The organism is Acinetobacter sp. TR3, from assembly GCF_027105055.1.
Lineage (GTDB): Bacteria > Pseudomonadota > Gammaproteobacteria > Pseudomonadales > Moraxellaceae > Acinetobacter.
Genome location: NZ_CP114264.1, coordinates 1,314,454 through 1,337,841, shown reverse-complemented (window position 1 = coordinate 1,337,841; position 23,388 = coordinate 1,314,454). Strand labels below are relative to the sequence as shown.

Below are 23,388 nucleotides of genomic sequence, written 5' to 3'. Positions count from 1 at the left end.
GATTAGTTTGTCTTTTCAGTTTGATAAGTTACTTGATAATCGTTCAAATCCATACGTTTTAAACGCTGTTTTAACTGCTTTAATGACCATGGCCAAGCTGCAAAGTTACGACCATTTGCATCTAAATAATAACTCTTACAGCCACCAGCATTGAATACTGTCGTCTTCAAATGTTGCTGTACCAAATCATTATGCTTCTTGATCACTTCTGGTTTGATATTTAGCTTGCTAATACCTTTTTCTTTGATCTTAAGCAAACCATCCACAATATAGTCCAATTGCGCTTCAGCTAAACCAATAAATGAGTCATAAACTAATACGTTCGGACCCAAAATTAAAAAGGCATTCGGTACATTTTCAATACTTGTACCTAAATATGCTTCTGGAGAACTACTTTTCCATAAATCATTCAGGCATTCACCTTTCTCATTTGAAACACGTTTACCAATAGGTGGATGTGAAACTTCAAAACCAGTACCCCAAATAATCACATCAACCTCTTGACGCTCACCATTTGCGGATACAACAGTGTTGCCTTCCACTTTGACCAAACCATGTGGAATCAGTTTAGTATTAGCTTGTTGTAATGCTGGATAATAGTTGTTAGCGAACAATAAACGCTTACAGCCAATCGTAAAGTTAGGAGTTACATTTTTACGTAACTCAGCATCTTCAATTTGGAAACGTAAAATCAGTTTCGCCAACTCACCCACAGGCTTTAATACCGCTGGATTACGTAAACCAAAATTAATCGCATTGAGTGATTGTGCTACCGTTTTACGCCAAGCTTTTTGGATAAACGGGAATTTTTCAATCAATGCTTTACTAACTTCACCTAAGTCAGTATCAGGTTTTGGTACAACCCAAGGTGCTGTACGTTGATATACATATAACTCTTTTGCTAAAGGCTGAATCTGGGGTACGAACTGAATCGCAGAAGCGCCTGTACCAATAACAGCAATACGCTTACCTGTAAGATCGTAATCATGATTCCATTTTGCTGAGTGGAACATTTCGCCTTTAAAAGTTTCTAAACCTTCAAGTTTTGGAATCTGAGCTTCAGTGATTGGACCCGTCGCAAAAATAACTGTTTTAGAGAGGAATTGACCTTTATTCGTATCAATCACCCATAAATTACGCTCTTTATCCCAAGCAGCATTTGTGAGTTCAGTACCGAATTCAATTTTTGAACTTACATTGAACTTTTCGCTAACTTCTTCTAAATAACTTAAGATCTCAGGCTGACGAGCAAATAAATGACTCCATTTAGCGCTTGGTGCAAATGAGTATGAATATAATGCTGATGGAACATCACAACCACAACCAGGATAAGTATTTTCACGCCATGTGCCGCCGACACGCGTCGCTTTTTCAATAATCTTGTAGTTGGTGTAACCCACTTGATCAAGACGGATTGCAGTTGCAATACCTGAAATACCAGCACCTACGATAAAAGTATCGTAAATGTGTGGAGGTAATGCTTTTTTGTCAGCAGAATTTAATTTTTTTGCTTGAGCGGTCATTTAAATATCCTTTCATCTATTGCGCTGAAATAAATGTATCTTCAATCTTATTTCAGTCATCAAAATCTTTTACCCGATTGGGTTTATTTCATCAAACGGTACGATGTGCCCAAAAATTTTGCATATAAATTTGGTGCAGTACGTTTCATCAACCAAAATAATTTGGCATCAATTTGTGGGATGGTATAAAGCTCACCTTTGTCTAAACGATCCAATGTCAACTTTGCGACTTTATCGCTGGTCGTAAATGCAAGATTAGTCAAGGCATAATCTAAAAGACCCTTATGTGGTACTTTGCCATTTTTGATGATATTGGTCGGAACCAACGTTGGGCAAAGTACATTGACCTTAATGTTCGACTTTCTAAGTTCTGCTGACAGAGTTTCAGATAATGCACGTACACCCGCTTTGGAAACGTTATAAACAGTCATCTCTGGTGCTGCGGTAAAGGATGCTGCTGAAGCAACATTAATGATTGCACCATGACCTAATTTTTTGAACTTCGGTACAAAAGCACGACAACCATAGATGACACCCCATAGGTTGATGTCCATACACCATTTCCAGTCTTCTGATGACATTTCATCGAACTTACCACCAAGACCAATACCTGCATTATTAATCACCAAAGTGACAGGGCTCTGCATCAATTGTTCAGCTTGCTCAGCCAATTGATTAACCTGTTCTTCTTTCGCAACATCACATTGCACGGCAAAGGCTTTTGCACCTAGCGCTTCAACTAAAGCTACTGTTTCTTTTGCCGCATCAAGATTGATGTCTGAACACACAATTGTGCCACCACGCTTTGCCAATTCAAGTGCAAAACTACGACCAATTCCACTTCCCGCACCAGTCACTACAGCAAATGCTTTTTGGCTCGGTTTGACTTTTTTACCAAATAATTTCATATTTGTTTTCCAGTAATTTCGTATTTACTTGGCCCAAGTTATGCGTGAGTTGCACGTACAGGTGGTACAAATTCTTTAAGGAAAAATGGTGACAATAATCCCGTTTCAGGATTAAGTAACCGCTCTTTGTAATACGCCATATACGCAGTAGTATCGTGGTCATTTGGATGAAAGCTAGGACGTAAGTATTCCAAGATATGCATAAAGCTACTACCAAACACGCCACGCTCACTACCAAACAATAATGCGGTACTTTCTAATACATCTTTCATATAGCGTGGATTGAACAAATTGCTTGGCTTACGTAAGAATGGCATCAAATAACCGCCAAGTGATACGCCACCTAAAATTGTCAAACTAGCTAAAAGAAAACCCGTAATTCTGAGCCAATAATCCCCCGATAATTCAAGGAATACGTCATAAGCAATATCTTTGTGCTCTGATTCTTCCAACATGTGCCACATCCACATAGCACGTTGTCTTTCATCCTGTGAGCCAAGTAAATAGTCTTCATGCTGCATCATAAATTCAGCAAGCACTGCCGTGTAATGTTCAATTCCTGCCATCAATGACAGTTGTAATGACTGTGGTAATTTGTAAATACCATAATCAAAAACTTTTGCGGCAATTGCACGTAGCAGCTCAACGGGATAACCATTCTCTTTCAAAACTTCATCATTGAACTGATTATGAATTTTTGAATGAATCGCTTCCTGCCCAATCAAAGAAGTAAGTCTTTGCTTCAAAATTGGATCATGAATAAAGTCACGGTGATGACGCGCTGTTTCAATTACAACATCTTCACCAAAAGTTAGAAAAATTGATAAAGCATGAAAATAAGATGTAGCCAATTCTTTATTTAAGAAAAATTTTTCATCTAACTCATTTGGGTTAAATTTAAAATCAAAATGGCGAATGGGAATCGGTGATTTATTCGCAAAGTTCTGAATAATTCCCTGATATTTAGTACTTAGTTTGTCTGAAAAGACACTTCGAATAACTTGAGCGACCATAACGTGATCCCCATAACGAGAGTAAATAAAAATCAAAGAGTTACATAGCAATTAAAACGGTAAAGTTGTCTATAAAATTATTTCTGCAACATTTAACACTTCAATTGTTAAACACTTAAGTTCAATGAAAACTCTTTTTTTATCTCAGAAAATTTTTAAATTGATATTTCCTGAAAAACTTGCTTGCATAGTGCACGAGCAAAATATGGGCAACAAGAACCAAATCGCTCATAAGAATCTGAGCTTTTTTGCCAACTCATATCATCACTATTGTGCTGTGCACCAGTCAGTTATCCAACAAAATTAAGCAGCTTGAACTTTAGGTGTAAATTCCTTAACAAAGAAAGGATGTAATGCACCACCTTCAGACAATAATTTCTTTTCGTAATATTCAAAATACGCAGATGCATCATGGTCATTAGGATGAAAATCAGTACGTAGATAATCAAAAATACGGCTTTGAGTGCTACCAAAAACGCCATCTTTAGGACTAAAAACGAGTTTGACTCCACGCTTTGCATCTTTCCAGAATTTTGCAGTCAACATTTCTTGAGGCTTACGTAAAACAGGAACGAATGTTGTCGCAAATGGAATTAAGCCAAGAATGGTAAAATACGCGAGGAAGAAGCCAGAAATCCGAAGTGCATAATTACCATTTAATGTTTGATAAACATCATAAGCGACATCTTTATGCTCAGACTCCTCTAACATATGCCACATCCAAAGCGCACGTGTTTTAGCGTCATCAGAGAAATAGAAGTTTTGCTCATGTGCCATCATGTATTCAGCTAATACAGCCGTAAAATGCTCAATCCCTGCCATTAAAGAAAGTTTTAATGGTTGTGGAAATTTTAAGAAGATATGATCAAAAAATTGCTCGCCCAAGAAACGATACAGTCTCACTGGATAGCCAAGCTCAACAATTGCATCATTAAACTCATTATGAAGTTTTGAGTGAATCGCTTCCTGACCAATCAATGACGTCACACGCTGCCTTAAAATAGGATCTTTTAATAAATCACGATGGTGACGTGCAGTTTCAATCACTAAGTCTTCACCATAGGTCAAAAATACAGATAGCGTAGCAAAGAAAATAGTCGCGAATTGATTGTTCATATAAAATGATAAATCGACCTGTTTGCCTTCAAAGCCAATTGCCAAATGTCGAATGGGAATACTTTTTTTACTTGCAAAATCAATTTGCTCAGTTATCGGGTTAGATTTAAATAAACTTAAACCTTTCATTAATGTGTTGCTAATCATGGCTACACCTACCTACTTTACTTGAGCGTCACTTGCCCTTTACATTCTTTGAATCAGGTTCATCTCTTTTCGTATAGCTACATATTCTTTGAGTTACGAAAAAACATTCGGGAGATTTTTGTGAACCTAATTTCCTACTAGAAACAATGTAAACCGATCTTATGTTCGGATTCAATTCGGGTAAAACAATCAATTTAATGAAGTAATGATCAACATAAAAAGTTAGAAATTTTTATTTAAAATTAAAAATTCAAATGGGAAAAATTAAAAATAATATAATATATATCAATTATTTATTTGATTTAAAAAACTTTAAGTCATCTATATTTTTTATTAATATAAAAGAAATTATTATTTTTATTACATTGCATAACTTGATATTCAAAAGTATGTAATTTTATTTGTTCGGATTATGTAGGCTGATCTTTTACTTCCATGTAGAGCATGCTAATCTGACATCATGTTCGGATTTATATAACAATATTTATGGCTACTCGAAAACCACGTCAAACTCGATCAAAAGTAACAGTAGATACGATTATTGAAGCAGGCTTTATCGCTGTTGCAACAAATGGTACGAGTGGAACCACAACACGTCACATCGCCGATATTGCAGGCGTCAGCGTCGGCTCTTTATACGAATATTTTAAAAATAAAGAAGAAATCTACGATGCAATGGCAAAATCATTTGTCAAAGAAGTTCTAGACATGGTTAAAGAACTGACACCTATTATTGTCGAAATGGAGTTAGAACCATTATTTGAAATGATTTTCTATACTTTCCGTGACTTACTTACCCGTGATAATGATCGTTATCTCATCTGTCTACGATATGCAACTGAACTTAAATATGAACGCTATATTGGACAAATTGAAATGGCATTGATGGAAGTTCTGATGAAATACATGATGCGCCACCCTAAATATTTGAAAGTGAGCAATTTGAGTGTTACAGCCTATATCAGTATCAATAGTAGTATTTTTAATGTGGCACGACATCTCATTTTGCCTAATCCACAAATTAGTTTCGATGAAATGGTCAAAGGCTTAAGCACCATGATTATTAGCTATATTGATGCAGAGTTAGCTAAAGCTGAACGTTAAAAAGAGAGCTTTAAAGCTCTCTTTTTAACGTACTTTCATTGTTCAATAGAGAGTTATTTTTCTACTTGAATATCCTGACGTTGCTTGAAAGTTGATACCTCTTTACCTTCTGGATCAACATAGACTAATTCGACTCTACGACTTAATGCATGACCAAACTTCTGATTTTCATCGTTAATTGTTTGTTTTTTGCCTTTTGCCTCAGCAGCAACTCGATCTAAATGAATCCCTTGTTGTTGAAGGTATGCAAGTACACTCTGTGCTCGTCTCATGGAAAGTTTCAAATTATATTGTTCGCTTGCACGAGCATCAGTAAAACCGTACAGAGTCAAGGTGTAGGTTGGATTGTCTTTTAGGAACATTACAACTTGATTCAATACTTCAATCGATTCTTTTGACAAGTTTGATTGATCTAAGGCGAAGTGAACTACATTTGGTACATTTGATGGAACTTTAGCTACTGGTGGTTCAGCGATAACTTTCTGTTCAGGCGACCAAATTGGCCACTTGCCTTTCACTCCATGACAACCTTTAGCATCACCATTCAATTCTTGTAAAGATGGATAATTAATTTTAGGTAATTCTAATACTGTTGCAGACTTACACGCCGATGCTTTGAGATTTGATTGATCAATTAAACTTTGAGCGGATAGAAACAGTTCTCTTGAGTGTCTCCATCCAAGTTCACAATGTTCTGCTGCTGCCCAAACCAACATCACTTCTGCTTGAGCAATCTCAGCCTGAGCACATGAAAAACCTTCAGTTTGCTTTAATAATTCAGCATTTGCCCAAAGGTCTCTGCGCATGACACTTGAATCAGAAAGAATAGCTGTTGTCAGCGTAAATTTTTCAATTTGTCCTTGTTCTAAAGCATCAATAATATATTTTGCTTGTTGAAGTGCTTCAGTTCTCGCAGAACTTAGACTCTTTTCACTTCCTTCGTGGGCAGCGTAACTTAACCATGTTAAGGCTTTTATCGCTTGATAATATGCAATATTTTCAGATGGTTTTAAATAAGGTATCAGACGTGTTTGTAATGCCGCAACTTGCTTATCTTTAGGATTATAAGGTTTCTGTTGATTGACATCTTGTACCAAAGAACTGGTTTGCTCCCCAACAATAAGTTGCTCAGATGCAGACTCAGCAAATATACAAGTACTTACTGCAAGTAAACCAACAGAAGCCCCGATATAAAAATAAGAACACATTTTATATAAATTATTGTGAAGATATTTCATGTTTATGGTTCTCTCGAAGCATTTATTCCAGCGTTATTAACAGCAAATAGATTCTCATCGAACTTGAATCTAAAACGAATATAAGCACCCTGAATTGTAGTATCACTATCTACCAGATCATCATCTTTATAACCTGAGAAGTTATAGCCACCTGACAACCATAAATTTGCTGCAACGAGATACCCAACCTCACCACCCAGGAGAATTCGACGCCCTGAACTCATATCAGACCATAATACACCTGTGTGTACTCCTGCATCCCATCTTTCATTGATGTCATATATAGCTCTTGCACTGAACATGTGTGTCATACCTGTAGACTCTAAACCAGAGAATGTAGCCTGCACATTTTTCACCGCATATTGACCCGACAAGGTAAAATCACGTGTTGGATGATAATTTAAATGGTTCGAGAAAATATAAACATGTTTAAGATACGGATTATTTAAATCAGTTTTATTATCATCATAACGATATTCAACTTTAGCTAGTGCATCAAAACGATTGTGTTCTGTATCACGATAAGCCAATCCTAATTGGAAGCGATCCACTAAACGATCACCGCTACTATCATTTTTGCTATCTGTTAGGCTAACAACATTTTTTGCCAATAATGTCACATCATCCGAATATTTATAAGCAACGCCTAAATTGTTCAATATCGTATCTGATTGATCTGTCCAACGTGCTTCAATGCGCGCAACAGCTTTCCAGTTAGGGTTCTTTAAATATTCAATACCTAAAGATGCTGCTGTGCTATCAGAATTTGAGTTATTGGCATTTGATAATGATTTAGTTTGCTCAAAACTCGTATTGGCATAAAAACCTTTTTCAATTTCCCAACGATTACGTAAACCAATTGCTGCCTCAGCCTCTCTCGCACTAATACCATCCCGAACACGATATTCACTGAAGGCTGTTCCATTATTGTTATATTTACTATCAAGACCGAATACCGTTACATTGCGGCGTTGATTACTATTCAGATCATAAAGACCACCAATGCTTGAAACCAATTCGTGACGAGCATAAGCACGGAGTTTGGAATTAATTTGATAATTTGCACCCAACGCGAAAATACGACGATCCGCTTCAGAAATATCTTGCTCATATTCAGCAAAGACATTCGAACCTTGCCAAGGTAGTTGACTGATTAATTTAGAGCGAACTGTGACACCATGATATGGTGCAACTTGTGTTGTATTTAGCGTTGCTGGATTAGATGACTCATCATAATATTTTAAACCAAGTTCTACAGCTAAAATACGGTTAATTGCCCGTTCAATACTTGCTGATACACCTTGATTTACGCCATTTAACTGATCTTCTGTGCGAATCGCTTCAAGCTTAGCTAAGCCGATTTTATTTAATTGTACACGTCCCTTAATGCCGCTTTCTTTACGACCAGCAGTAATAGGTGCAGCTGTATTATAAAATTCTCTATCAGCTTGGTTATGATAAACTTTCATTTCCAAGTCTTTATAAGAATAGTTTAATTCAACTCGTGCAGCATCACCCGATAACTTACCAGTTGCATCTGGTTTCACATTACCTGACGTCGATGAATTTAAGTCATTATTAATATTCTCTGAACGAGCAAACTCAGCAATGAATTTACCTTTATCATTGGCAAATTTAACGACAGTATTCACACTTGCTAACTGATCTTGAGTTAGTGGGTTATTACTCTTCACATAAGAACCACCTACTTTAACTTTATCGGTGGCTTTTAAAGAACCAGACACACCACCAACCGTATATTCTTCACCACCTTGATCAGATTCAACTGTAATTCGTAAATATACTGGGTTTAGGTCAGCATCAACACTTGGAACTGGATCTTTCAAATAAATACTATTACTGAAAGTATCAATCTCATAATCAGTAAAACGAGTCAAACTTGTACGTGCAATAATTAAACCCGAATTATTACGGTCACGCGTAATAACCTCTACTTTTTCACTGTTTTCACGCACGTCTTGCGCATTAACACCATTACCTAAACTATAAGGACCTGAAATACCCATAGCACGTTGTTCATTCACAACTTGTTGTGTATTTGTCTGTGCAGCAAACGCAGTAACTTTATATTTATCAGCTTCTACTGTACTACGAATACCTGTCAATGAACGATTGTATTGACCTAAAGATAAGCCCTCATCATTTTCAGTACGTGTTACGTAGTCACCATACATTGCATATGAACGTCCTTTATCGACACGAACATACAATTTACTAGTAGATTGAGCATCAAAACCTTTAGCAGCAGAGTCACCATAAACTGGGTAATATTCATCAGGACGAATATCACGGAATAATCTTTGGTTTTTATCTTTATCTGAATCATATGCAAGTGTAAGCAGGTATTCACCTTTTACCTTACCTTTCAAAAATAATGCAGCTCGCCCCGTTAAATTGCGCTTTCCATCTTTTGAAGCTGAAATCTCATTTAATTCTTCTTCAAAACCATCATTTGAATTAATACCACTCAGTTCTTTAGGGTCAAACTTTTTGAAATTAAAAGAACCTTCAAGTATACCTACAGCGATAATCGGTCTTAAATCAGGTAAGAAACGAACAGGTGTGCTTGAGTGGAAGATACCACTTTCAACCGATAATGTTCCTTCACCAGCTTCAATTGGCGCTTGAATTGGAACAAGTAAAGTTCCACCTTCAACGAATACTTGAATACCTGGCTGTTTTGGATCTAAGTCTACTAAGTCAATCTTACCGATTGAACTATCTAAGGTGATAGGTGTACGGTTCGAGACAAGCGTACCATGTCGATCGACAATTTTTAAATTAACATTAAAACGATCGCGTCCATTTGCCTGTGGAATCGTTTTACTCGGCTCAAGTTGCAACTTGTCTAACTGATCAGGTGCAATAACATTAATACGTTTAATGTCTCGAGTATTGCCCATCATATCTACTTGACGTACTTCGATGGTGTTCTGCCCCGTACTTAAATCAACACCAATAAAGTCTAAACCTGAAACCTGCATGTTCGGCAATACAGCACGTTTACCAATCCGCTTTTCAGGAACACGAGTTCCATTTACCCAGAGTTCAAGCTGAGTGCCTGCTGCACCTTTAACTTGAATCGAGGTCTGAGGATAAGGCAATACTTGCCCATCTTTAAGATTTAAAATTTCTAGTTGATTATTCACAGCTGTTTCTAAAGCTGCTTCAAGATTAATCATTTTGGCAGAATTAACAGTATCTACAGACTCTTCATTTGGCAGAGCAAGAGTTGAAGAACTTGGTAAAGCGCTAGATGCTTGAACACCAGACTTTTCGGGTTCAAATTGTATTTGCTTGATTTCTTTAATTTGTTCTTTTGAAAAATCAAGATTACAATTCGCCTGAACTCCAACGGCTGAAATACAGCCACTCGATGGCTGTCCACGAACATCCGTGACTTTGGAAAAAATTGGATCAGCCGTTAAATCAGAACGTAATATTTGCTCTAAATTTGTATTATCTTGTTCAATACGCTTTTTACGCTCTAGCACACGTTCAATTAAAGATTCTGAACATTGACCAACACCTTCAGCTATCGCAAAATCGGCACGATGCAATTCACCACGTTTTAAATCGACAAAACGGCTATTTGGATCACCTGCTTGACGATTATTTATTAATACTAATTCAGAACCAATCGGTAGACTTGTACGATCGACTTTTAAAACATGTGTTTTTGCACTAATTCCATAGAAATCATACTTACCTTCACTATCCGTAATAACATAACTACCATCTTCAAGGTAGATACGAACACCAGGAACACCTATTTCACCAGCATCTTGGATGCCATTCCGATTACAGTCGGTGAAGATTTTACCTACGATAAAACCCTCAGACATCATCATACCAGGCGTAACTTCTACTTTTGCTGATGCTTCATTCGACTCAACACCATTTTTATCTTTAGCGCGTACACGGTTGATACCATCACCATTCAGTGCATTTGGTCCAATATAAACACGATAATTTACTTTAAGTTCTGTACTTGGAGTGAGTGTACCTAATCCTAATGTTAAATAAGGTCCCTTACCACCTAATGGATCTTCTACCTTTTTACCATCAACACGCATTGAGCCTTGAACATAAATAAAGCCTCGAGGAAGTTTATCTGTAATCGAAACATTTGATAAATCTACAGTTCCACGATTTGCAACCTTGACAGTATATTCTTCGAAATCGCCAATCTCTGCAGTTTTATTCGAGGCAACTTTCGTTACAAATAAGGTAGAACTACTAGGTGGAAGCACAGGGTCAATTGGAATATCGATATTGAGTGCAGGGTCACCATTATTTAATGTGAATTGCCCTGCATAAGACCACTTTAAATCAACCGCTTTATCTGCTGGAAAATTTGAATATACCTTGCGATCACTAATAAAAGTATAACGTTTTTCACCTGGAATAGTGTTTGTATCTACAATAAAACTGTATGTACCTGCTTTTACTAATGGGTAGATAAATTCACCAGCACTATTCGTAACTTGTTTTGCAGGTATAGAAACTAAATTACCTGTTTGAGGATCAATTATAAATGCTACATTATCAGCAATTGGTTGGCCATTTTGATCCAATAAAGTAACTGTAGCACCGGCTACAGGTAAACCCGTTTTAGCATCAAATACTGTACCATAAGGATCCATTAACACACTTGTATTAATGTCGGTAATCGTTCCAGTCGATTGACCTTGAGCATCCAAACAATCCGTTAAACTGATATCAACTTTATCACGTTTAAGCGTTTGCAAAACTACATCATATTGAATGCCTTTATCTGAAAGAGTTGTTGGTAATGTATAGCGAAATACACCAGTATTTGGGCCAGTTTCAATACCAATAACTTCTTCTAAATCATCTGTTTTTGTAGATTTAATTCGAATTTTCACACGATCAGGAGTGTAACGATCCGCATTACAACTTGCATTCTTAGCTTCTATATTCAGTGGCTTATTTACACTACCAGTTGCCAAAATACTCTTAAAATCACTTGAATTATTTGTAATATCTGCTGAGCCGCTAACTAAAGTAGATGCAACGTTTGATAACACATCTTTCTGAGTATCAGTGACAGCATACGAAACTTTATAAGTATTTTTTACTGTGGTTTTTGCAATATTGCGGTTCATACTAACAACAAGATTAACTTGCTCAGATGTATTTGCAGCAATTTGTGGAAAACCGACAACAAGCTGATTGATCTGTGTAATGTCACTAGGAGCAATAGTGCTATAACTATTATTTGCAAGCTTGTATAAAATTTTGGCTTGAGTATTCTTTACTAAAGCAGATTTAAATGTTGTATTTGGCGGCAAATCATCAACCAACAAAACCATTTTTTGTATTTGACCATCCACCATGACATCGGTTGGTCTGGCTGTCTTCTTACCTTCATTGCTAATGTTGAGCGTGTAATTTAAGTCATAATTTGCACTTGCAGAAGGCTCAAAAGTTTTTTGTTGCACGTCTTTAGTTGCAACTAATTTTGCACCATAGCTAATTGCACTATCTGTAGCGGTTGCAATTGCTGTTGTATCTTCAACAACTGTTGCTTTAATTGGTAAATTAAATTGCTGACCTTCTGTTAAATTTGAACTTGTGGTAGCAACAACCCACAAATTGACACTTTGACCAATTTGTAGAGCCACATTAGTTGTTAATTGTTGATCATTCGTATCAAATTGACCATCTTTGTTGCTATCTATGTAAATTTTAATATTATTTAATTCATTAATTGTTAATGCTTCTAGCTGAACATTAACAGGTGCATTACTATTATTCGATAAAGTATTCGCCCATATTACTCGCACACTAGGTTCAACATCGAGTACTGGTGGGGTAGTTAAAGTAATAGCATACAATGCTGAAACATTAACTTCGACTGTGTTAGAAACTGATTGTTGTTCTTTACCATTTGCTGGTATAAAAGTTGCGTAAGCAACGTTTGTGATTTTACTACCAACTTTAGGAATATTCGACGCGTGGCCATACTGCGCAGACAGAATAGATATTGTCAACGTTGATAACATGAAAGATATGTTTCGACTTACACGATTTTGCTTCTGTTGTAGCGCCACGGTACTCTACCCTTCAACTAAATAGTCTAAATAAAAAAACTTTAAAATTATTGTTGTGGACACCTGCTTTGCGCAAATGCCCACATATTTAATCAATTCATTTTGAGCAATCGAAATTGCTTAATGAATATTAATTATTTACTTTGATTACAAACTCTAATACCGCACTTGTATTAGGTACAAGAGGTGTTTTCTCAGCAGCGATAGTACCTGTTGAACCATCAGTTAATGCAGCAGTTGAAGTACTCAATGTCGCATTTGTAGCTACTGGAGATGCACTTGCAATCACTTTCAAGGTTGTATATGCAGGCGTAGCATCGCTAATTACAACATTAGTTACGTCAGCATTACCTTCATTCGTTGCAGTAATTCTATACTTCACACATTCGCCTGGTTTAGCAGAAACTGTATTTTGAGTATAAGTACCAGCAACACCTGTTGAACAGTTTGCTAAAGATTGCTCTTTCACTAAACGTACTTGACCACTTGTAACAGTCGTTAAGTCAGTATTCACTAGATCAGCAACAGACTGATTACCAACATCAGTTGGTTTGATCGTCAATACAACTGCACTTGGTGTTCCAGCAGTTGCATTTGTTGGAGCTTGTACTTTGATGAGTAAGTTAACAGATGCGCCACGAGCAATGCTTCCAGTTTTCGCAGAAAGATCATTACCTGTAACTAATTCATTTGCATCAGCCACGCCATCATTGTTTATGTCAACAAATAAGCTTGTTACCCAACCATTTGCAGCTTGGTCATTCGTAAGTGTAAACGGTAAGCTACCCGCTGTAGCACCTTCAACAATGTTACCGTTGTTGGTTAGGGTATGTTTGTAAACAACCGTACCACCTGGTGCAACTTGTCCAGTACGGTCATTTTGCAAGCTAAGGATACGATTAGTTTCAACTGTTACACGATCAGACATTACATCTGTTAAGCCAGTAGCTGGAGAAGAAACTGTAAAGATAACTTCTTGGTTACCTGCTGGAGCATTTGCTGGAGGCGTTACAACTGCAACAAGTTTAACACTACCACCACTTGGTATATTACCTGTATTCGTGATTGGAGCACCTGTTGGATTACCTGCACCATCAGCTAAGTAATATTGAACCGTCCAACCTGTTGGTAATGTAGGTGATATAGATAAATTATAGTTATCTCCAGTTGCACCATTATTATCAATAGTTAATGGGAAGTTAGTTGCTTGACCAGGTTTAGTTGATTTAGTATCAATAAATTGACCAGTATCTTTACCTGACGCGCCAACAACAGTACCAGTACTATTTGTTGCATCACCATTGTGTAAGTCAACTGTAGATGCAACAACTTTATCAATGACTAAAGTAATTGTATCTGTACCAGTAGAATTAGTAACAGGTGTTGAAGTTAAGATCGTGCTGATTGGCGTCGTAGAAGAATAACCAGAAGGCAGAGTTACTTTAGCAACAACTTGGTATGTAGCGCCACTTGCGATTGGACCAGTGTCTGCAACACCATCACCATTCGTATCAGTTAATGGCGTTACACCATCAGATTTGAATAATTCAACAATACTACCAGCTGGTAAAGAGTTTTTATTTACAGTGATGTTGAATGCTTCTGTAACGTTACCAGTGTTATGTATAACGATTGGCTCACCACCACCCGCAGTAACACCAAAGGTAACTGGAGTACCTTGAGTTGTTGACTTAGTAATTACGTCATCAGCTGGAGCCGTAGAAGTTTGTCCATCAGCAAAGGCATCAGTTGTACTGTCGTTAATTGTACCTTTTTTAACACCTAACACTGTTACATCGTTCGGGTTAGATGGCGTTTTGCCTTCTGTACCCGGACCATCTGGATCCACTTCAGCGATGTTTGTAATGACACCAGCTGGAGTATTTTGGTTTACCCGAACTTTGAATTTCAATACACCGCTACTGTTTGCAGCAACTGTAGGAATAACTAATGTAGCAGTTCCTGAAGTGAAGTTATATCCATCAGTATCAGCTGCATCACTTACAGCAGTACCATTTACAGTAGCAGAACCAACAACATAGGTTAAACCAGCTGGAAGTACGTCTGTAATTGTAACGTTAGTTGCAGTCGTGTTACCAGTGTTCTGATAAGCTAAAGCATATTCAACTTCACGTGCCGCAGGGTTTGATAAAGTTGCATCTACATTACTAACACTTGCAGATTTTAATAAACTAATTACAGCGCCATTGGTAATTCGAACAGTATCAACATTTTTAGCAGTTACACTTGTATCAAAACCACTGATTGCTGAAACCGTTAACTTACCAAGATCACCAGCAGTAACGTTGTTGCTTGCTGTTGTTGCTTGTACGATTAAGTTAACAGATTCGCCTGCTGCTAAAGTTATGCTTGTTACAGGAGTTTGGCTATCTGGAACACCATCTTTGTTGGCATCAAGATAAACATTTAAACCACTGAAATCGAAATTATCAGTTGTGTTATCACGTGTATCATTATTGGCAACAGCTACGTTAAAGGTATCGCTACCATTACCTGTATTTGTTAATGTGTGAGATAAAGATACTTGACCATTCGCATTAGCAGTTTTAGTTTGATCAGCGATCAACGTGAAACTTGCTACTTGCAATACAGTCGTAGTAACTACGTTTGATGTCACAGTTTTATTAGAACCGTTGCTATCTGTATAGCTTGCAGATGCAATGTTACTAATATTCGTGCCCGCACTAGGAGCTGCTGCGTGTGCTGAAGGAAGGAAAGCTGCACCACCTGCAACAAATGCAATCGAAGCTGCTAATTGCGTTAGTTTTAAACGTTGAGTTTGATTTGACATTCGGAACTTACCCCTGTTGATTATTCAATGTCAGTTTGCTTAATTTTTGGTTTTGTCACTGTTAATGCGCGTTTGTGCTGATACGGTTACAGATTTCCCAGCAGGAAGTTCTGCGATCGTCCAACGTAATGCACGATAATCTTTCAGTGAAACATTCACCATTTGATTACCCTCTTTGCGTTTTAAAGGCATCGGGGCAAAAGTTTTACCATCTGTACTTGCTTGCGCGTTTTCTGGCTCAGATTTCGCCAAAAATAAAGTTTCAACTGGTATTGGTAACGTAGCAGCTAAGTTTTTAATTTTTCCAGATGTATTATTTGTATACGTTGCACGATACTCAATTACATCGTTTGGCTTTACTTTATTCACTAACTTAGCTACTGGCTTCCCATCAGTGCTTACACTAATGAGATAGGTTTTTAATTCTACAGATACAGGATCTTTTGCAACTTTAGTTTCAGCAGAAACGCCAACCGCCAAAATCAAACTAGCTGCACCAAGTAAACCTTTTTTCCAATTATCTTTTAAATGCATTTGATCTATTCCAAACCGAGTTACATAGACTTATATTTAGTTTAATCTAACAACTAAATTACTTCTCTTCGATGTAAAACACAACAACTTTATGTGTTTTTGTTGCTGAAAATCACATTTTTTGTAAAATTCACCTATCAATTCAAATAATAGCAACTTCCATACCAACTTCTTGTACAAAGCATGCCAAATCAATAATATTTTCGGCATACTTTATCTATAATTTACTTTTGCGACACACAGAACCTTAGAGTGCCTGAAGCTGAAGGATTTAATAACCCAGTCAAGCTCCATTCAAGATAATCACCAGAACGGCTTGTATTACAAGTATTTCCACTTGGTGTAAGTCTACAACTCATACTGCCAAAATTAGTACCAATTGGTAAACTATCTTTCACTTTTACGTTCTGTAATTTCTTGGTACTGTTATTTTTATAGGTGATTTCATACTCTAAATTATCTTGCTTAGCAGCCTGATTAGTCGTTACAAATGCGTTTGTATCGGAAGATGTTGAAGGACAACTTGCAACTGCACGAACTTTTTTTGTCAGTGTTAAACCAGCACTACCAATAAGTGTCACATCCTGACGTTTAAGCGTTTGCCCTAAAATCGTTTGTGACGGATTTGTCAGAGCAAATTGGTAACTTGCTTGAAGAGTTCCAATATGTTGTGCACCAGCAGTAACATTAGTTGGTACATGAACTCGCTGTACTAAACAAATATCAACACTTGGCTGTAGTAGAACAGTACTTGCAGCAGTTGGGTTAAATACAATTTCACCCATATCTACCTGACCATTACAGTTCGTATCTCGATAAACCAATGCCTGCCAAGGTTGATCAGCACTAGCATTTGGTTGTTGAGTCTGAGTCTGTAATAACTGAGTGAGTTGAACTGGGATTTGTGTGCTTAAACGGTGAGGATAGTCAGTGACATCTCCAGCAATAGCTGTATGCTGTCCATCTTCATTCAACACAACATTAACAATCACATCACCAAAATTATTTGCTGTATAGCTTGTCGCACTTGTCTTGGTTAAAGCAATAGTATCTGTTGAACGAGTGTAGCCCGTTGTGCCACTGACAGAAATATATTCAGGTAAATTCTGCTGAACAATACAAAATGATGATGGTAATAAGCTTTGTTCAATTGAGAAAGCATAATCACCATTTGCTCTTGTCACTGTTGAAGCTAATTGTGTAGTACTACAGTTATTCAAACGAATTGTACTATTTGCAATCCCAACTTCACCTGCATCCTGTATGCCATTATATGCTTTACTCACATCTAGCGTTGTTCCACTATTATCAACAAATACTCGTCCAGTAATATCAACGTAAACAAGCTTAGTATTTGTAAAAGTACAGGTAATATTGGCACCTTCTTTTATGCGAACAGCGGGAATCGTCACAATATTATTTACAAGCGTCCAAAAAGTACCTGTATTCCCTGTTACACCGCTATTTGCATCTACACAGCTAACACCTGATAAAACATATCCTGCTAAAGCACTTTCTGTAAAAGAAACATCTGTATTCAATGTTTGCGCCCAAAGCTGTTGTGCAGAGGTTGCTGTGGTTCCTGCTGTGACTGTAGTTACAGAATCCGTGGTAACTGCTGTTGTACTATTTACAAGATTGCTAAGATTAATATAGTTAAACGTACCCGTCCCATTCACAGAGTTTTTAGCAATTTTAATTTTTGCACCATCTATAATGTTAATACTGACAGGAACACCTGTACCTGTGACTGTGTCATAGTTTGCAGTCGAACAATTCCCACTTAAAGACAAACCAATTGGTCCATAACCACCTGCGGAGTTTTCTGCATCCGACCCTGATAAATTGTAGGTATTACGATTGACGATACGATAGCTAATGCGATGATAACCAGCACTGAAGGCGGAAGCTGTGGTAACAGTTACACCACCTGCTGCCCATCCGTTTGTGCTCGCCACGACATTACCATCCACCATAATATATGCGCCATCATCCACGCCAACACTCGTATTTCCAGTACAAACTGTTAATGTTTGCGAACTCGGAATATAAATCCCTGTGGTAAATTCCCAAGCACGGCGGTTATCAGCAGTCTGCATTGTAGGGAGTGATACCGTTCTTTCAGCAGCTGCCCCCATATTGCCAATAATGCGTTGGATCATGGGTGCAGCGGTGCTGCTGGATGCCAAATAAACTGAGTCGCCGAGTGCTGGCCCACCATAGGAAAGATAAGCACCCGTCGGGCTAGCTTGGCTTGGAGGCCAAGCTGCTGCAAGTGAACTTCCCTGATTTACATTACTGCCTACAGGCGTACTTCCACCTGTACCTGTATATCCCACCCAAAAGGCACCATTGGTTCTTGACTCATTTTGCTGGTTGCTACCCCAAACTTTATACAGTGTTTCGCCTGTGCCGCTACCCGGGTTAAACTCATCACTCGAAACTTTAACGGTCGCTTGCTGAGCAGTACCCAAAGAGGAAGCCGCTGTTGTGCTGTAACTCACAGATAATTGTTTTATAGCTCCATTCGCCACGCTCCCTAAAGGGCATGTCCAGTTGCTACCACTTTGGGCACATACCCCCCCACCAACAACACTTACACCCGTTACTGTCACACCAGTTTGCGGTGCGGCAATATAGGTTGCGATGGCATTGGTTGCATCGTTCGACCCTTCATTTTTAATATTGATGGTTTGTGTACCAACTCGTCCTCGTACAATCGTGGGTAAATCAGGAGTAATTGTAAAACGAGCTTCCTTAACCGCTGGATCAGGTGTCGGGGCTACAATGATCGCATTGACTGAACTACTAACAGGCGTATTCGATGAGGTTGACTCTATTGTTGCTGTATTGGTTAACGTACCTGCCGCGGTTGCTGTACCTTGAATCGTGATTATACAGGTTGCAGTTGTTGCTCCCGTAAATAACCCTGAAATTTTCCAGCCTGCGGTATTATTACCTGTTAAAGTTGGAGTACATGCTGTAGTTGGGTTGGCACCAGTAGGTGTTGTGGGTGTTGTTGAAACAACGGAAACATTTTTTAAACTTATAGGTAATGTATCATCAAAAGGCAGATTAACGACTGTACCGCCCAATGTCGCACCCGTTGGCGTATTATTGGTAATTTCCAGTTGATATTGCATCAATGAATTAACAGGTACATTATTTAATTGTGTTTGTACAAAATTTCCTGTGTTGCCTACACGTTGACTCTTGACAAGGGCAATTGCACTATCAGCATCCATACTAGAAACACCAAAGAAGAAAGCATCGGATGAAGTAGCCCCCCATGTAGCAGCCCTACCATCACCACGAACATATACATCAAATGTTAACTGCGTAATCCCCTTACCCTTAACATAAACACTTCCACTCGCACCACCATTTCCACTGGCTGCTCTAATTGTAGTGGCATTATTTACAATATTATTTCCACTAACGGTTAACTCTTGACTTCCCGCTAAACGACTCATTACCACAGGAACATTACTACCCGTTAGCGTAAATTCAGCACTAAAACCTAAACCTGTTGTGGATTCTCCACCAAGTGCACTTGCTTGTAATATAGGGTTAGTAACTGCACGGTTAAAGCTTATGACAACTGTCCCCATTTTCACTCTAGAATTAGTTGGGTTAGATGTGCTATTTACCCCTCTTAATGTAAGCTCCATAGCTACACCATGGTTAATACTTGCACTGATCCCACCATTTGTACTTAAACAAGCGGCACCATTAATACAGCCTGTTGGCGCATTCTGTAAAGATGCAGCAAACATATTGTCAGTAGGACTACCAAAACCATTCATAGGACGCAATACATTTGCAGGTATTACGACACTATTAGCATCCATATCTCCGCCAATAAAAAAATTAGGCTTATTAAACTGATTATTATTTGGAGAATAAGGAGTTGCATTAAAAACAGAATTCGTAATCGCATAACTAACGGTTGTTGTTGGTGCGTATGTCTCATTATTATTATCAGATGGGTTATTTCTATTTAGCAAAAAAGTGTGTGCTGTAGTATTAGCTGTTGGTCCTTGTTGCCCTGTACCAGAGGTTGAATAAATCTCAAGAGTTGGTGGAGCAGCCAATACAGCTTGACTACACATCAAACAAGTTAAGATAAACAAAACCAAAGTATATATATAACTAACTTTATGATTCATCATGCTGTAATTAGAGATATTCTTTTTCATTTTTTGCTTACTGACCCACATAGCGCACCCCGAAATTAAATTCATAACTTTGGTTTGCAGCTACACTATTTAATGTTCCTGAAACCGCACCAGCATTACCAACTGTAGGAGCCGTCATACCACTACACGATGTGCAGATAGGTGATTGAGATAAAACTGTATATGCAGGCGTCATATCTCTAAAGGTAAATGCACTACTCATAGCAGTAGCACTTGTATTGGTTAAGATTACCTTGTACAAAACACACTGACCTTGGCCATTTGCTTGTTTACCGATATTTAGACTATTTGTTGTATATGACTCATCAGCTGTGCCATTACAATCAAAATCACGTGCTTGCAACTTACTCAGCTTCAATTGTGTCTGATTCACTGTGGTTACATCGGTAATTGATGCCACAACTTGACCATTAGCATTATTCGTTAAATTAATCGTGGTGGTATTCGCTTGGGCAATATTATTTGCTACAAGATTTTTAACCTGAAGCAATAATTTGACTTGAGTATGTGCTGCTAATTTTCCACCTGGCAAGTCAGCTAAACTTCTCATCACCAAATCCCCAGCATCAAAAACACCATTTCCATTTACGTCATAGAAAAGAGTGCTGTTAAACTCAACCTGATCGTTATTCGAGAGAAAACTGTAGTTCCCTGTATAATCAACATCAGTATTATTGGTTAAAAGATGACTATAAATGACAGTACCTAATGGCGAGACTTGTCCACGAGAATTTGGCGTGAATTCAACTTCAGCCACAGAGTTGACACTTTGAATGGTAATCGCATCCTTAATAATATCTTGGCTAGGATTACTACTATTATTACCACTTACAAAACTTGTAGAAAGAGCGCGGAAATAGATCGGTGTAGTTACACTACCATTCAACTGATCCACTTCAACAACAGCACAGATTAACTGACTTTCACCATTATTCAGATAGATGGTTTTACCTGTTTCACTACCTAAGACACTACAGTTTGAACCATTTCCAGAAACATAAAAACGAACTCGGTTTACACCATTAGGTAATGTTAAGCTTGTAAAATCACTTGTTGAGTTCGCACTGAGTAAATATTCAGTTCCAATACCAGTATGACTCACTTTTAATGGAAATATTGCTTGCCCACCCGCAACAGGATTGATACTTGTTGATGCAATCACGGTTTTCCACGGATTACCAGCATTATCGACATTTCCATTACCCAAACCATTATTTTCAGGACTATTCGTCAAATCAACTAAACGTGCTACCGTTGTGGCAAGTAAATTACCCTGATCTTTAATCAAACTTGTTTTGCTTATATCACCTAAAGACTGCGCTTGAGGTGAAACTTCGAATGTCGTATCAGTCGTTACAGCATAACTACTAGGTAAACGCACTTTAACAACGATTGGTAAATTTACGCCTGCTGATAATAAACCTGTATCAGGAATACCATCTCCATTGCTATCTAATAATGGTGTTACGCCATCTGCACGATAAAATTCAATTTGGCTACCTGTAGGAAATGTACTACCTGTCATTGTTACATTAAATACATCAGTATTATTACCTGTATTCCAAACATAGTTATTAAACGTAAGCTCTCCACCCTGAGAAGCGGCAGAAGCTATAACCGTAGCACTATTGTTTACATCACTTGCGCTACCATTAATTTTGACAGCATAAATTGAAGCGACATTAAGTACAGCTATGTTACTGAGATCAGATATATTTGCAGTTGCTGCACTATTATCATGATCATACTGAAAATTAACGGTATTATTAATTGGTCCAGCAGTTACTTTATTTACTTTAACTTTAAATTCAATATAGCCAGTTGCATTTGCTGGTATTGAGCTAATGACCGCAGTTACAGTATTTGATGTCACACTGTAATTGATTCCTACTGGATCGTTACTCCCAGTACTCGGATTTACAGTTGCACCATTCCAATTCTCACCAGCATTTAGTTGATAAGCCAAACTTGAATTGAGTGTATCTGTTAAAGTTACAGAGCCTGTCGCTGTACTACCTAAGTTTTCATAATCCAAACGAACGGTAACAACGTCTCCATTTGCCACACTTGTTTGAGAAAACTTTTTACGAACAACTAAAGCAGACTGATTGGTAACAGTTGCTGTATCGACATTGGTCTTTGTTCCAGATGCACTATTTAAAGAATTTACAGTTAATGTTAATAATCCATTTTGATTAACCGTTGCACTACTCGGTACATTTGCCGCCACAATAAGACCAACTGACTCACCTGCACTTAAGGAATAAGAAGTAATCGCTGCGCCATCAGGCACGCCATCATTATCTTTATCTAAAAATACAGATAGATTACTGTAGTCATAACTATCTCCAGTATTATTTGTCACCACAAAGGTATACTGGTCGACCTCATTACCCGTGTTAGTCAAAGTATGATTGAAATATACCGTCTGACCCGCTGCGACACTTTTAGTATTATTGGCAGTCAAATTAACAGAATAAACTGGAAGAATCGTTGTTTGAACTAAATTAGAACGGCTGACTTGAACAACGGTTGAGCCTTCTTCGGTGTACTCACCGATCGCCATATTACTAATGATCTGGCGCGTAGGAACAGCAGCAGAGCTAGACTGATGCACTCCCAATAACGTAACCAACAAAATCCCAAAAGTGATCTTGCTATTGCGGAAATTTTCTAATTTATTGATTATATTCATC

Annotated in this window: 11 protein-coding genes; 1 reads left to right on the top strand and 10 read right to left on the bottom strand. The window is 37.8% G+C overall.

The window, feature by feature from the left end:
• Positions 1-2: 2 nt before the first annotated feature.
• From O1449_RS06160 to O1449_RS06145, 4 genes are all read right to left on the bottom strand, one after another.
• A complete protein-coding gene (locus O1449_RS06160) occupies positions 3-1,523 on the bottom strand; it encodes a flavin-containing monooxygenase (RefSeq protein WP_269239462.1) in 1,521 nt (506 codons plus the stop codon).
• A gap of 83 nt (positions 1,524-1,606) precedes the next feature.
• Positions 1,607-2,431 (bottom strand): SDR family NAD(P)-dependent oxidoreductase, encoded by an 825-nt coding sequence (locus O1449_RS06155; RefSeq protein ID WP_269228149.1) that lies wholly within the window; start codon positions 2,429-2,431, stop codon positions 1,607-1,609.
• Positions 2,432-2,469: 38 nt separating this feature from the next.
• Entirely contained in the window at positions 2,470-3,444 is a 975-nt protein-coding gene (locus tag O1449_RS06150) for a metal-dependent hydrolase (RefSeq protein ID WP_269239461.1), read from the bottom strand.
• A gap of 303 nt (positions 3,445-3,747) precedes the next feature.
• Positions 3,748-4,707, bottom strand: coding sequence for a metal-dependent hydrolase (locus O1449_RS06145; protein WP_420002233.1), 960 nt, complete (start codon positions 4,705-4,707; stop codon positions 3,748-3,750).
• A 486-nt stretch (positions 4,708-5,193) separates the two neighbouring features.
• On the opposite strand from O1449_RS06145, the gene O1449_RS06140 reads away from it, so the two are divergent.
• Entirely contained in the window at positions 5,194-5,811 is a 618-nt protein-coding gene (locus O1449_RS06140) for a TetR/AcrR family transcriptional regulator (protein ID WP_005216664.1), read from the top strand.
• A gap of 53 nt (positions 5,812-5,864) precedes the next feature.
• On the opposite strand, the gene O1449_RS06135 is transcribed toward O1449_RS06140, so the two are convergent.
• From O1449_RS06135 to O1449_RS06110, 6 genes are all read right to left on the bottom strand, one after another.
• Positions 5,865-7,049, bottom strand: a complete 1,185-nt coding sequence (locus tag O1449_RS06135) for an OmpA family protein (RefSeq protein ID WP_269228151.1) — start codon at positions 7,047-7,049, stop codon at positions 5,865-5,867.
• Positions 7,050-7,051: 2 nt separating this feature from the next.
• Positions 7,052-13,099: an SdrD B-like domain-containing protein gene (locus O1449_RS06130; protein ID WP_269239460.1), complete on the bottom strand. Its 6,048-nt coding sequence runs from the start codon at positions 13,097-13,099 to the stop codon at positions 7,052-7,054.
• Between the two features lie 178 nt (positions 13,100-13,277).
• Positions 13,278-15,959, bottom strand: coding sequence for a beta strand repeat-containing protein (locus O1449_RS06125; RefSeq protein WP_269239459.1), 2,682 nt, complete (start codon positions 15,957-15,959; stop codon positions 13,278-13,280).
• A gap of 39 nt (positions 15,960-15,998) precedes the next feature.
• Entirely contained in the window at positions 15,999-16,493 is a 495-nt protein-coding gene (locus O1449_RS06120) for a hypothetical protein (protein WP_269228154.1), read from the bottom strand.
• Positions 16,494-16,717: 224 nt separating this feature from the next.
• Positions 16,718-20,713 carry a prealbumin-like fold domain-containing protein gene (locus tag O1449_RS06115; protein ID WP_269239458.1) on the bottom strand — a complete coding sequence of 1,332 codons (3,996 nt, stop codon included), beginning with the start codon at positions 20,711-20,713 and terminating at the stop codon, positions 16,718-16,720.
• On the bottom strand, positions 20,700-23,387 hold the full coding sequence (locus O1449_RS06110) for a hypothetical protein (protein WP_269228156.1): 2,688 nt from the start codon (positions 23,385-23,387) through the stop codon (positions 20,700-20,702). The genes O1449_RS06115 and O1449_RS06110 overlap by 14 nt, the downstream gene beginning before the upstream one ends.
• Position 23,388: the final 1 nt, after the last annotated feature.